The sequence below is a fragment of the Phenylobacterium sp. genome, from assembly GCF_031181185.1.
Classification (GTDB): Bacteria; Pseudomonadota; Alphaproteobacteria; order Caulobacterales; family Caulobacteraceae; genus Phenylobacterium.
On sequence record NZ_JAPSKZ010000103.1, the window covers coordinates 1 to 12,966 of the forward strand.

The 12,966-nt window shown below is 65.5% G+C and carries 10 protein-coding genes; 8 read left to right on the forward strand and 2 right to left on the reverse strand.

Translation table 11 applies throughout. From position 1 onward, the window contains the following. Nucleotides 1–28 precede the first annotated feature (28 nt). The 6 genes from RIF93_RS13200 (at nt 29) to RIF93_RS13225 (ending at nt 10,691) form a co-directional block, all read left to right on the forward strand. A complete protein-coding gene (locus RIF93_RS13200) occupies nt 29–733 on the forward strand; it encodes a TraU family protein (RefSeq protein WP_309091925.1) in 705 nt (234 codons plus the stop codon). A gap of 8 nt (nt 734–741) precedes the next feature. Beyond that, nucleotides 742–1,587: a type-F conjugative transfer system pilin assembly protein TrbC gene (trbC, locus tag RIF93_RS13205; protein WP_309091916.1), complete on the forward strand. Its 846-nt coding sequence runs from the start codon at nt 742–744 to the stop codon at nt 1,585–1,587. A gap of 288 nt (nt 1,588–1,875) precedes the next feature. Further along, entirely contained in the window at nt 1,876–5,217 is a 3,342-nt protein-coding gene (gene traN / locus RIF93_RS13210) for a conjugal transfer protein TraN (protein WP_309091917.1), read from the forward strand. Continuing rightward, a complete protein-coding gene (locus RIF93_RS13215; RefSeq protein ID WP_309091918.1) occupies nt 5,214–6,173 on the forward strand; it encodes a conjugal transfer protein TraF in 960 nt (319 codons plus the stop codon). The genes traN and RIF93_RS13215 overlap by 4 nt, the downstream gene beginning before the upstream one ends. 11 nt (nt 6,174–6,184) lie before the next feature. Further along, nucleotides 6,185–7,663: a conjugal transfer protein TraH gene (locus RIF93_RS13220; RefSeq protein ID WP_309091919.1), complete on the forward strand. Its 1,479-nt coding sequence runs from the start codon at nt 6,185–6,187 to the stop codon at nt 7,661–7,663. Nucleotides 7,664–7,673: 10 nt separating this feature from the next. After that, entirely contained in the window at nt 7,674–10,691 is a 3,018-nt protein-coding gene (locus RIF93_RS13225) for a conjugal transfer protein TraG N-terminal domain-containing protein (protein WP_309091920.1), read from the forward strand. A 58-nt stretch (nt 10,692–10,749) separates the two neighbouring features. Here RIF93_RS13225 and RIF93_RS13230 read toward each other — a convergent pair whose 3' ends face one another. After that, complete coding sequence (locus RIF93_RS13230) at nt 10,750–10,998, reverse strand: hypothetical protein (RefSeq protein ID WP_309091921.1); 249 nt, start codon at nt 10,996–10,998, stop codon at nt 10,750–10,752. Between the two features lie 267 nt (nt 10,999–11,265). Here RIF93_RS13230 and RIF93_RS13235 point away from each other — a divergent pair, with 267 nt between their 5' ends. Further along, nucleotides 11,266–11,925: a hypothetical protein gene (locus RIF93_RS13235; protein WP_309091922.1), complete on the forward strand. Its 660-nt coding sequence runs from the start codon at nt 11,266–11,268 to the stop codon at nt 11,923–11,925. 60 nt (nt 11,926–11,985) lie between these two features. On the opposite strand, the gene RIF93_RS13240 is transcribed toward RIF93_RS13235, so the two are convergent. Further along, a complete protein-coding gene (locus RIF93_RS13240; protein ID WP_309091923.1) occupies nt 11,986–12,210 on the reverse strand; it encodes a hypothetical protein in 225 nt (74 codons plus the stop codon). A 259-nt stretch (nt 12,211–12,469) separates the two neighbouring features. Here RIF93_RS13240 and RIF93_RS13245 point away from each other — a divergent pair. Continuing rightward, on the forward strand, nt 12,470–12,966 hold a 497-nt coding region (locus RIF93_RS13245; protein ID WP_309091924.1), incomplete at its 3' end, for a hypothetical protein.

Consider the following 12,966-nt stretch of genomic DNA (forward strand, 5'->3'; position numbering starts at 1 on the left):
GTAGGTGCGGCTGCGTGCGTTGTTGTTCGTGACTCTGGGCGGCCTTCTTCTCGACCGGGGTTTCGTCTTCCCGGGCAAGTCCTGCGGTAATAGCATTCTGCTGGCGCAGCGGTCCGCCTACCACGTCCACTGGTACGTCTACCCGGTGATGATCTGGCTGGAGCTGCTGACGGACTTTCTGTGCGTCGAGCGGACCAGCTTCGACATTGCCTATATCACCGAGCTGGATCCGCTCTGGCAGGACGATCACCTGTCCGTGCTGATCCACCCGGAAGCGCTGATCTTCGCAAATCCGATCGCGACTGCCGCGTGTTCGGTGGACTGCGCGTCCACCTCGGCCGGGCGGGTGCGCAACGAGATGTTCTGGTGCGCCGGTTGCCACGGGACGATGTATCCGATGAACGGAAACATCGCGGGCGAATACTCGGACATCCAGGGTGCGTTGCTGGCGGCCGAACGCTTCGCCTTCAAGATGCACCGCCAGCTGCTGGCCGACGGAACGAGCGGTCCGCAGGCGGTGTGCTCCAAGTACAAGATGCCGATCATGGACAAGCGGCAGTACCGCTTCCAGCTGACGAACCCGGTTCGTCACGTCCGTGGGCCGTTCACCTGCCCGCCGATCGGCGCGTCCACGGTGCCCTACGAGGGCGGCAAGACCATCCCGATCCGCGGCGAGGACTACGGCTTCCTCGTCTGGCGCAAGCGCAACTGCTGCGTGACCATCATTCCATAGGGGCGATCATGTTCGAAGGTCTCAACTACCCCGCGTTCTCTGGCTCGCTGATGTGCTGGGTGGCCTTCGTGGCCGTCCTGGGCGCCGCGCTCAGCCTGTTCATCTTCGCGTGGCGAAACCAGTGGCTGGTCATGCAGATGGCGTCCGCCCTGATGATGTGCGGCGTGGTCTTCTGGGCCTCGACGCCGGCAATGGCGCAGGACGCGCTTGGCGCAGCCGCGCGGGCTCTGATCGACCAGGCCGAGGCTCGTGGGCGGTCTGCGCAGGAGTCGCTCGAGGAGTGGGCGGCGCAGACGAGCGCCGTGACGGAGCGTTATCAGCGAGACGCGCAGGAACTGGCGGCCGCCAATCAGCGGGCGCTGGCCCGCGGGATGACGATGCTTCGCAACGACCCGACCTTTGGCGACGCGGCGGCGATCGCGGAGGCCGTGCCCGAGGAGCAAGGCGCCCTGTACGTAGCGGTGTCCCTGGGCATGCCCAAGGAGTCGCTCCGCCAGCTGGCGTTGGACTCACATAAGGCCGGTGCGAAGGTGGTCATTCGCGGTCTGGTCAACGGCAGCTTTGAGCAGACGTTAGTTGCCGCGAAAGAAGTTTTCGGTGAAGATGCCGTCAGCGGTGTCGCGATCGAACCTCAGGTATTCAGAGCCTTTGGCGTAGATCGAGTGCCAGCGTTCATCGCAGCTACGGCTCCGGTCCTACCGTGTGACCAGGGCGTCGACTGCACGAGCGCGGCAACCCCTCACGACCGCCTCGCGGGGAATATCACCCTCGCGGAAGCGCTTCGCATCATCGCGCAGCGTGGCGATCAAGCGCCCGGCGTCGCGCAAGCGGCCCTGGCGCGCCTGGAGGGGTAATGGGCCGTGAAAAAGTCCGGACTGGATCTCGCGCGGGGGCTTAAGGCTCTCGGCCTTGCTGTCGTGCTTATGGGCGCCGCTTCTGCGGCGCCTTCGCTCGCTCAGACGACGACGTCGGGTGACGGAGGGGCGGGTGGATTCATCGGGAACAATCCCCCTCCGCCGCTGGGAGATCCGGGAACGGTTGTGCCCGGCGCAGGCGGCGATGTTTCAGGCTGGACGGGCTATGGGAACGACCCGAACGGCCTGATCTCGGCAGGGGAGGCGAACGCTCCCGGGAACGAGTATTTGCAAGTCATCGGCGGCGGCGCGGCCAACGCGGCGCGCTACGACGTCAGCAACAACGATGACTGGCTTCGGCGGTCGTTTGACCTGCTTGGAGATCCGCGCGGGGAAGTCGGCGATCTGGTCGGCGAGGAGAGCGGTTCCTGTCAGAATGAGACCACCCAAGGAACGCGGATAGAGCGCAGCCTCTACACCTGCGAAACGGCCACGCGGGTGACGGAGAGCAGCCAGGAGTGCCGGTCGATCTACGTGCCGGTTTTCGACACGGACTACGTCTATTCCTGCCGGCAGGGCACCGAGTGGCGAAGCGAGAGCCGCACCTGTGAGCCTGAGCGGGTCGTGGTGGTAGACGAGGACTATGTCTACGCCTGCGAGACCGGGACGGTGTGGACCCACACCCCGGCGAGCTGCACGCGGCGACGGGTCGTCGTCGTCGATGAGGACTATTCCTACGCTTGCCGGACGGGGGACGTGTGGACCCATTCGCCGGCGAGCTGCCAACGCCGCCGTGTTGTCGTCGTCGATGAGGACTATCAGTACGGCTGCGTGCAGACGTGGAATGGCACGACGCATGCGCCGAACGCGGCCTGCACGGCCAATGGCCAGCCGGGTTGCGCGCCGTCGGGCGGTCGGACCTGCACGGCGCCTTCGGGCCTGCCGTCCTCGTATGTCTGTCAGCAGGGTTATCAGGGCGGCTACACCGAGCACCGGTGCTCGATCTACGACAACACGCAGGTCACGTGGTACCACAAGTGGGCGATCACGGCGATGGACCTCGACGGCTTCGGGACCGCGCCGCAGTCCCATTGGTCGATGCACTTCCCGGGCTGCGTTATCAGCGAATACAAGAGCGAATGGTCGTCGTTCGGGAAGGGCGCGAACTTTGTTGTGGACTGCGGAAATGGCGGTCCGCTGCCGTCCAAGTTTGTCGACGCGCCGGAACTTGGCGAAGGTTATAAGCAGTACCGGGATAAGTGGAACGGCTATGCCTACAACTACACACTGACGGCGCAGCCGCGAGGAACCGCAACTGAGCACGGCGGCAATGTCAGCAGCTGCGGGCAGTACGCGGGGGACGCCAGCTGCTCCCAGCAGCAGCAAGTCTGTGTTGAACCTGGCGGCTATCGTACGATTAACGGCGCACAGGTTTATCGCGAGTGCTGGCGTTATGAGGTGACCTACCAGTGCGGCGCCCGCTCGGATTTCCCGGGATGCGCGCCGCCGACCGGCATGGTGCTCGACGGCGAGCGGTGCATCGCGACGGGCTCAGGCGGCAGCTGCACTGCGACGGAGAGAACCTACATCGACCCGTCGGGCGGCTGTGCCCGGTATGAGCAGGGCTTCCGCTGCGAGGACCAGGTTCCGGGCGCCGGAACGCCGGACCAGATCCTGCGGGATGTGGTCTCGGACACGTGGGACAACGGCTGCAATGCGCTTCAGGGCAACGGCGCCTGCGTCCTGCAGGGCCAAGTTGTCCTCGAGGGCGAGCAGACCAGGACCATCAACGGTCTTCCGGTCACCCGTAATCCGTGGACGGTGCGCGAGGACTACATCTGTTCGTCTCGATCCACGGTGAACAGCTGCTCGCCCTTCACGGGCTGTTCGGAGCTGTCGAGCGTCTGCGCCAGTCAGGACCGATCCGGCCAGTGTACGGCTTGGGATCGGGTCTATCGGTGCGAGAACGCGGTGCCGGGTGCGGGGACGCCAGTGGACACGCCGCGCGATGTCGTCTCGGACACGTGGCAGAATGACTGCCAGGCCCTGGCCGGGAATGGCGCCTGCACGAAGGTCGGAGAAACGGTGACCCGCGGGAATGAGACGCGGGACATCAATGGCCTGCCGGTCACTCGCAATCCTTGGGAAGTCCGAGAGGACTACATCTGCTCGTCGTCGTCGACGGTGAACGGCTGTTCGCCGTTCGCAGGCTGCACGCTGCAGGCGGAGGAGTGCTCAAGTCGTGACCGGGCCGGGAACTGCACGGCCTATCATCGGACCTACCGCTGCGAGAACCCGGCCAACAACGGGGGCACGCCGCTGGAGACGCCGCGCGAGGTCGTCAGTGAATACTGGACCGACCCGTGCGCAACCAATCGAAACGACCCGGCCTGCCGTATGACGGCGAATGAGGTCCTGATTGGCGAGCAGACTCGCACGATCAACGGGCTGTCGGTCACCCGGAACCCTTGGCGGCGGCGGGAGACCTGGACTTGCGACAGGTCGTCTGCCGTGAACACCTGCGCCCCGCTGGCGGGGTGTCAGCAGACGGGGCAGGTGTGCGGCGGTTATGCGCCGAATGGATCCTGCTCGGTGTACGATAACGTCTACCGCTGCGAGGTAGAGACGCCCCCGGCCGGAACCCCGACGGGCGAGATCACAGACCACGTGGGTGGGGAGATGGAGCCGCAGGCCTGCGAGGCGCGGACCGACGGGGCCTGCCGGCTCACCAACAGCGAGTGCACCCAGCCGGGCGGGACGCGGAACGTCAATGGCGTGCCGACAACCGCCGACTGCTGGGAACAGACCGACACCTACACCTGCGAGGGCCTAGGCCCGACCGAGTCGAGCTGCAATCCGCCCTCGGGGTGCGAGCTGAAGGAAGAGGTCTGCCTTGATGAGGTGCCGGCCGATCAATGCCGGGCGTGGGAGAACGTCTACCAGTGCAGCCGCGAGGTCGTGACGGAGGAGACCCGGAACAGCTGTCAGACGCGGGTCTGCATCGGCGACATGTGCGTCGGGACGGAAGATGAGGGTTCGGATGAGATGCCTGACGCCTTGGCGGCGCTGCTCGCAGCCCGTCTTGCGGGGGAAGACTATTCGAAGGACCTGACGATCTTCAAAGGTCAGCCGATGCGGTGCCGCAAGGCCATCTTCGGCTTCCGGAACTGCTGCAAGGACTCGGGCTGGGGCGTCGAGCTCGGGCTGACGCAGTGTTCGGAGGAAGAGAAGACCTTGATGCAGCGCCAGGAGGCCAAGGCGACCCACTATGTGGGGACCTACTGCTCCCAGAAGAGCTTCTTCGGCGTCTGCATCGAGAAGGCCATGCGCTACTGCGCCTTCGAGGGCACGATCGCGCGCATCGTCCAGGAGGCTGGCCGCCCGCAGGTGAACAAGTCGTGGGGGACGCCCAAGGAGGCCGACTGCTCGGGCTTCACCATCGAGGAGTTCCAGCAGCTCGACCTGACGAACGTCGACTTCTCGGACTTCGCTGACGAGATGATGAGCCGGTTCACGACGCCGGATCCGAACAGCACCATGGGCCGGATCCAGACCAGCATCGAAAGCCTCATGGGCGCGGGCTCGCCCGGGTTTGGGGAAACCAACGAAGCAGGCGGAGGCGGGGAATGACTCGCGCCGCCGCGACCATCAACAAGGGAATGCCGATCATGAAGGGTGCCGTTTCGCGCGCCATCCTGGGCGCGTCCGCGCTCGCCGTCCTGCTGGCGACCGCCGCTCCGGTCGCGGCACAGCAAGTCCGGCCGGAGAACGCCTCGGCCGAGGAATACTGCCGCCGGGACCTGGGGATGTGGTTCTACTGCCAGCGCCCCGAACCGCCCGCCGAGGAAGCTGCGCCGACTGCTGCGGCGCCGATGACACCTGCGGCCGTGCCGCCGGAGATCGCGGAGCTGGAGGAGTATCAGCGCCGTCTCGAGCAGGCGCGCCAGGTTGCGGTTTGGCGGCCCACGCCGGAGACGGTCGAGGAATACTACCGGCTGCAGCAGATCGCCTTGGAGAAAGGCGGCCTGTTCGCCGACCACTTCCGCCGCTTGGTCTGGACGACGCCGGAGCTGGACTACACGGTCCAGCGGCCTGTCGTGGAGGTCGCGAAGCACGGCTGGACCGACGATCGCCTTGCGGACCGCGATCTCTTCCTTCGCGGGATCTCCGACAAGGTGGGTCTCTTCTACGTCTACCGGGGCAGCTGCGGCGCCTGCACGATCGCCAGCCCGATCGTGCGGGCCTTCGCGGACCGGTACGGCGTCACAGTCCGAGCCGTGTCGGCCGACGGCGCACCGAACTCGCATTTCCCGAATGCGGTGCGCGACCAGGGCCAGCTCGCGGCGTGGGGCGTCCGGCAGACGACGCCGGCGCTGCTGTTCTTCCAGGCCTCCGACGTCGATCCGCGGACCGGCCAAATCCGACCCCGCCGGGTGCGGGGGTCCAACGGGCAGATGATCGAGCTGCTGCCCTGCACCAAGCCCCAAGGCTGCCTCACCTACGCGGGGGCAGGGGTCATGTCGCTCGAGGACATCGCTGAACGCCTTTTCGTCCTGCTCTCCAAAGAGCCGGGCACTGACTTCTAGGAGCCCAGAACATGCGCTGGATCAACGACCGCGCCCGCAAGGGCGCCCAACAGAAAACCCCGGCCGACAAGGCGGCCCGCGGCCGCCGCCGGCGACGTCTCGCCTTGGTCGCGTTGACTACGACGAGCCTGACGCTGTTTTCGGCCTCGGCGCCGTTGGCCGACATCAACGACAGCATGGATGGCTATTGGTCGAGCTCGATCGGCTCGGCGAATGTGACCGGCCCAACCGCCTTCCAGGGCCAGAGCGCCGGCTATTACACGCTGGGCAACGTCGCCTTCCGCGGACCGCAGGAAACGACTCAGATCGGCGCGATCCAGATGCCCGCCGTTCGCGCTGGTTGCGGCGGGATCGACATCTTCAGCGGCGGCTTCAGCTTCATCAACAGCGACCAGCTGGTCGCGCACATGAAGGCGGTCGCCTCGAATGCGATCAGCTACGCCTTCATGCTGGCCATCAAGAGCCTGTCGCCGATCGTCGCCGATCAGATCGAGTCCCTGCAGAAGGTCGCCGGCGACATCAACCAGTTCAACATGAACAGCTGCCAGCAGGCGCAGGCCCTGGTGGGCGGGCTTTGGGGTCGAAGCGACACGGCCTCGAACCAGATCTGCACGGACCTGTCGACCTATCGCGGCTTCTATTCGGACCGGATCGCGGCACGTCACGACTGTCCTAACCGCATGGCGCAGAACCTCAACAACCTGCCTGCGGCCGACAAGAAGGTCATTCCGATCAACAAGAACATCGCTTGGGAAGCGACGCGTCAGCATCCGCTCCTGGCCGGCGACCGCGAGCTGGCGGAGTTGTTCATGACGCTGACCGGGACGATCATCTACAAGTGCCCGGACAACAACGGCTGCATCATCGACGTGCTGCCGGCTGAGGGCGCCAAAGACGGCGTCATCACCAAGCTCCTGGATGGCGGCGCGGTGCGGGTGCACCGCTGCGACACGACCGACAGGTGCCTCAACCCCGTGAAGTTCGGCGGGACGCAGACGCTCGCGTCCAACCGGGCCCTGAAGAACAGGGTCGAGGCGATGCTGCGCAGCATCATCACCAAGATCCAGTCGCGTCAGACCCTCAGCCCGGCGGAGCAGGACTTCCTGAACATGGTCTCGCTGCCGGTCTACAAGATGGCCAGCGTGTATTCGGCGCAGCAAGGCGCGGCGGCGGCGGGCACGATGGCGCAGTACGCCGACGTGATCGCGCTGGACATGGTCTACACCTGGATCAACCGCTCGGTTTCCCAAGTGGAAGACGGCGCCCGCAACATGGTGGGCGTCGACGAGGTCCAGCTCGCTGAGTGGCGCGAGAGCATCGAGCAGGTCCGCTCCATTCTCAATGAGCGTCAGCAGGTCCTGAATTCGAAGACGTCGGCGATCGAGGACATGATCGCGCGGACGCAGCGCGCCGAGCAGCAGCTGGCCGCCCGGATGGGCACGAGGATCGGCGAAACCATCGCCTTCTCCGCCAGCATGACCCCCAACTAAGGACGACGAGATGGATCCGGTTGAGGTCATCACCTACGGCGGCGGCGCCTACTACCGCGACGTCTTTCAGGCGGTAGCGCTCCTCTCGGGCTCGGACGGGATCTCGTCGCTCCTGCGGCTGGCCCTCGTCCTCGGCCTGATGATGGGCATTCTGAAAGCCGTCTTTGACTTCAACGTCGGGAAGATCCTCAAGTGGTTCCTGATCGCCTTCATCACCTACGGGATCCTGTGGGTGCCGAAGGTGCAGGTGCACGTCACGGATGTGTTCGACCCCGCCCTAACCGGAGCCGACGTCGCAAACGTGCCGCTCGGGGTGGGGATGACGGCGAGCCTGACCAGCAGGGTCGGACACCGGGTCATACAGCTGACCGAGACCGCCTTCGGCGACCCGCAGGACAACCGCTATTCCAAGACGGGGATGATCTACGGCGCGAAGGTGTTCGAACGGCTACGCACCGCCCAGATCGCCGATCCCCGGTTCGACGGGAACCTGCGAAGCTTCATCCGCGGCTGCGTCTACTACGACATTCTGGACGGGCACTATTCCGCAGGCGAGCTGGCCCGCCAGAACGACCTCTGGACGTACGTCACCGTCACGAAGGGAACGAACCCGGGTCGGTCGATCGAGTACACCAACCCCACGAACGTCCGGGAAATCATCAACTGCCCCACGGCGGCCGCCCGGATGAACGCGGAGTGGGCCGCGACGATTCAGTCGTCGATGCGCCTGTTCGAGCGCCGCTCGAGGCCGGACCTGCCCGAAGCGGAGCTGCAGACGGCATTGATGTCGGAGATGGGAACGCTCCACCCGATCATGATCGGCGCGTCGCGGGATGCGACCTCGGCGTTTCAGCAGGTGCTGATGGCAAACGCCGTCCGTCGTGGGGTGACGGGCTTCTCGGCCGAGGCGGGTGGGGAGTCCATGGGAGCGCTCGCCGAAACCCAGGCGGAGATCCAGACCCGGAATACGCAGGCGCTCTTGGGCGGCGTCGCGGAGAAGGCGATCGTCATCCTGCGGATTGTTGTCGATCTGCTGTTCATCGGCATGTTCCCGATCCTGTTCCCCGCATTCCTCCTGCCTGGCCTCGGGCCGCGCATGATCCAGGGATATCTGACGGGCTTCCTGTATCTGCAGCTCTGGGGTCCGATGTACGTGATCGTGCACAAGATCTCGATGGGCGCCGCCGCGTCCAAGACTGCAGCGGCCGCCTACATCCCGGACACCTCGGCCGGGATCAAGATCGCCAATCTGGAGGCGATCGGGAGTGTGAACGCAGACATCGCGGCGGTTGCTGGCGTGATGACCATGATGATCCCGGTCATGGCCGGGCTCCTCACCAAAGGCGCCATGGCCGTGGGCAGTCAGGGTGAAGCCCTGCTTTCGCAGTTCAGGAGTGGGGCTGAGGCGGCCGGGTCGATGTCGACGACGGGGAACCTCTCGTACGGCAACACGGCGTTCGAAAATCACTCCTTCAACAACCTCGCTGGCAACCGGCAACACACGTCGTTCGACGTCGACCAGGGCAACTACCGTTTCGTCGACCAGAACCTGAATCGGGTCGAGATCGGTGCTGGCGGCGCGATGACGCTGCAGTCGTCGATGTCGCAGACGGCGGCGAACCTCCGCATGTCCGAAGGCGTCAGTGCGGCGGCCGTCGAGGCGGCCGGCCGGCGCCGCGAGGAGAGCCAGGCCCTGCGCCAGTCCTACACGGAGGGATGGCAGCGGACCCAGGCCGAAGGGGTCGAGGCGGTGAACAGCTGGCTCGAGGCCCGGGTCAACAATCGGACGATCGGGAGTGAGCAGCGGGAAACGCACGGCTCCCTGTATCAAACCATGGACCAGGTCGCTGACACGTTGCAGCGGACGCATGGCTACGATCGCCGAACGGCCGCTGAGACCGCAGCGCGTGCAACGCTCGAGACTTATGCCGAAGGCAAGGCTGGTCTCGACTTCCTGGGCACCGGCGGGGGCGTCGGGGCCCGGGGCAGCCTTGCGGCCTCGATGTCGTTGACCAATACGGCGACCGAAACCGAGGGCCTGAACGCGGCGCGGCAGATGCTCTCCTCCCAAGGGTTCAGCGATCGCGTCGATCGGACAGCCGCCACATACGCTGCCGAGTCCTTCAGCCAAACGTCGACGGCGCAGAACATGTCGGCCGAGAAGATCTCCGACACCTTCTCGTCGACGTCGAGCCTGCTCAATGCGGCGGAAACCGCCGAGAGCCAGGCGCGCACCTATGAACAGCGTGCGGACTATGTCCGGAGCAACTCCGCGACCTTCGACACCAACCTCAACAACGTCTTCGTGCCGTTTGCGATGGAACGCCTGGTCGGGACCCGCGACAGCTATGGCGTTGTCATCGACGAGGATCGCGCCCGCGAAATCCTCGCCGGCCGGACGCCGGAGGACCTCAGCCGTCTCGAGGAGGTTGGACGCGCGTTCCAGGCGCAACAGGCCGAGCGGATTCCGGTGCCGGATCTCATCACGGAGAACAGAGACGTTGGGCAGAACGTCCAGCAGTTCCAGCCGAACCAGGTCCAGGTGCTGGATGTGCCTAGCTCGGGATCCGAATTGCGGGGTGGCTTCGGCCTTTCGGAGCTCGGTCGGCCGGGAGAGGCAATCAGCGAACATGCGGCGGGGTCGCCGGCGTGGCAGGCGGAACGCGAAGAAGCGGCCGCGGCCGCCGCTGCGCGGGCCGGCGATGGTGGAGCGGGTTCGCCGAACGGCTCGGGTGCGGCCCGGGATCGAGCGGACGACTCGGGAAATGCCGCCGCCGGCGGCCGGGCGAGAGCCGGAGAGGAGGCTGGTGCGCCGGCGAGCCGGCCGCCAGCGGTGAATGACGACGAGCCGGTCGTCCGGCCGCAGTTCAACTCGCCTTTGCGCGAACAAATCCGGGCGGCGACCGATCGCGTTGACGCCGAAGTCGATGGCTGGCGCGGCGGTCGCGTGGCCGCAGACCTGGCCGATGCGGGGGAGGGGTCCCAGACCCAAGCCGGCGCAGCGCGGGTCGCGCGGCGAAATGAGTAGGGGTCAACAAAAAGGGGGCGCCGGTTTCCCGGCGCCCCCCGTTTGCTCAGGACGGTCGTCAGCCGCGACGCGCGCGGTCCAGGCGCCTGAAGTTCATGAGAACGAGCAGCGGGATCAACATGAAGGGCAGGGCGAACAGCCCAGCGGTCAGGGGCATGAAGCTGCTCTCATCGAGCGCCACCTTGATCGACCAGGCGATCACACCAAGCCCGAACAGCCAGAAGACTGCAGTCACGCCATAGGCCACAGCCAATCCGACCATGAAGCCCGGCCCCGCCAGGCTCGACTCCAGCTGGGCCTTCAGCACGCGGGACGCCGCCGGCGACAGGCCGAGCTGTTCAATCGCGTCTTGTTGCATCGGAGCCTCCGTGTTCCGCATATGTTCGCGTTCTCTATCAACCACAGATTTCGCTCCAGCGATAGGGTGTCGTCACAGCTGCATGAAACCGCAGCTCGCGCCGAATGCCAAGCGCAGCGCGCGGACACACGCCTGATCCTGCAGCGTCAACCTAGTTGCCCGGTCCCCGAAGATGGGACGGTCAAGCCTTCAAAACCCGGGAGAGGGAGTTCCCCCATGCGTAAGATCGCCACCCTGGCCGCCTCGGCGGCCTTCATCGCAGTCGCGGCCCTCACCGCTGCGCCGGCCGAGGCCCAGAGCCGCCAGCGCAGCTATCAGGCCTACGCCGTCATCGACTTCCAAACGGAAGCGCCCAAGGGACAGGTCATCGACGCGGCCGAGCGGATCCTGGAGGGCTACGCGAGCGATTTTCAGTCCAATCGGCCCATTGCTGTGCAGACACCCGAACAGCCGGGCCGATTCCAGCTGACCAATCCGCTGGCGGAAAGCCGCCTTGCCGGGCTCGCCGCCTTGGGCGGCGTGAGCACCCAGCAGTACATGGTGGCCACCTGCGACGGCGCGGTGTGGACGGCCAACGTGAATCGTTCGGTGTCTGGCTCGCAGCAGCTGCGGGTGCAGCTCTGCCTGTTTCCCTACAAGAACGCTGAACGCGAGGGCTATCACCTCAACCTGTTCGCCAGCGACACCGCGATGAGCGGAGGCGGCCTATCGGAGCGCTTCGGCCGAGCCTTGGCCAATCGTCTCGTTGGCACGCCCCGCGACTTCACCGAGAACATGCTGCGCCAGACGGTGCAAGCGATCGAGGCCACGACCGGCGCCGCGGCCGTCCTGGTCGAAGGCGAGCCCGAGATTCCCGGCCTCGCCTGGCGGCGATAGGTCATTCGCCAGACCTCAAGTCCAGCGGTCTCCAAACCCCGCTCAGCCTCGGCCGCCCCACTAGGGGCGGCCGTCTTCTTTTTGGCGATCGCCGCCGGGGAAGGGCACGACTTGGCCGGCGGGCTTGTCAGTGACGTCCTCAATGTCCGAGATCGGATCTAGGCCAACGGCCGCCAGCGGCTCCGAAAGCTTGCCCAGAAGATCGCTCACGCTCGCGTCGCTATCGGGCGGCATGGCTTCCGCCACGATCAGCTGAATGGCGCGCAAGGCCTCGAGATGGGTCATGCCGGCCGCTCCCGACGAACCTCGAGGGGCTCCTTGTCCTCACGCAGGCCCTTTGTAAAAAACCAATAGAGGATGTCATCCACACAGAAGTGGATGTCATTTGCAGGCTGCAGCGACCAATAAGATAGCCAAATCAACGACCTTGGGTTCGCTCAGGTAGTGGGTGTCATTTATTTTGTGCTGACCTACACCGCTAGCGGAGGTTTGCGATCCACTTTTGGCTCGCCTAGCCACGCGAAGCAGCGAAGTTTGTGGGCTCATGAGTCCCATTCACGCGTCGAACTCTCTTGCCGATACCCTTGGTGAAAGCCTGATCTGGCAGTGGCTGCCGAACGATCAGGGTCGGTTGACGGTGTCGCAGCTGGGCGAGCTACGGCGATCAGATATCCGTTCGGACGCCTTCGAGATCGAATGTCTCTTTGAGAGTAACCGCGGGCCGTTGCGCGGTTGGGCGCCCTTCGAGCAGTTGGGCCAGCTAGCCAGCGGGGCTGTCTTCGACCGCGGTGAATTTGTTGGCCTCACCCCTTCACCGAAACGTCTGACAACGCAGAAGCTCGTCGCCGAAGGTACGGCTACGCTGGAAGCATTAGGAGTCTCGGATCGGGCCGCCTCCCCTGCGTCCATCCGCAACTTCCGCCTCTCGGACCTTACGCCGATCGCACTAGAGCCTTGGGGGCAGCGGCACGAAGAGCCGCCGATGTGTCTTGCTGAGGACACTGGACGACAGGTGTTCATCGCCTCGGGAGAGCTTCTCCG

Bases quoted from the DNA above. Each gene is read 5' to 3' on its own strand.
- trbC (WP_309091916.1), top strand. From the start codon at position 742: ATGTTCGAAGGTCTCAACTACCCCGCGTTCTCTGGCTCGCTGATGTGC.
- RIF93_RS13215 (WP_309091918.1), top strand. From the start codon at position 5,214: ATGACTCGCGCCGCCGCGACCATCAACAAGGGAATGCCGATCATGAAG.
- RIF93_RS13220 (WP_309091919.1), top strand. From the start codon at position 6,185: ATGCGCTGGATCAACGACCGCGCCCGCAAGGGCGCCCAACAGAAAACC.
- RIF93_RS13225 (WP_309091920.1), top strand. From the start codon at position 7,674: ATGGATCCGGTTGAGGTCATCACCTACGGCGGCGGCGCCTACTACCGC.
- RIF93_RS13235 (WP_309091922.1), top strand. From the start codon at position 11,266: ATGCGTAAGATCGCCACCCTGGCCGCCTCGGCGGCCTTCATCGCAGTC.
- RIF93_RS13240 (WP_309091923.1), bottom strand. From the start codon at position 12,210: ATGACCCATCTCGAGGCCTTGCGCGCCATTCAGCTGATCGTGGCGGAA.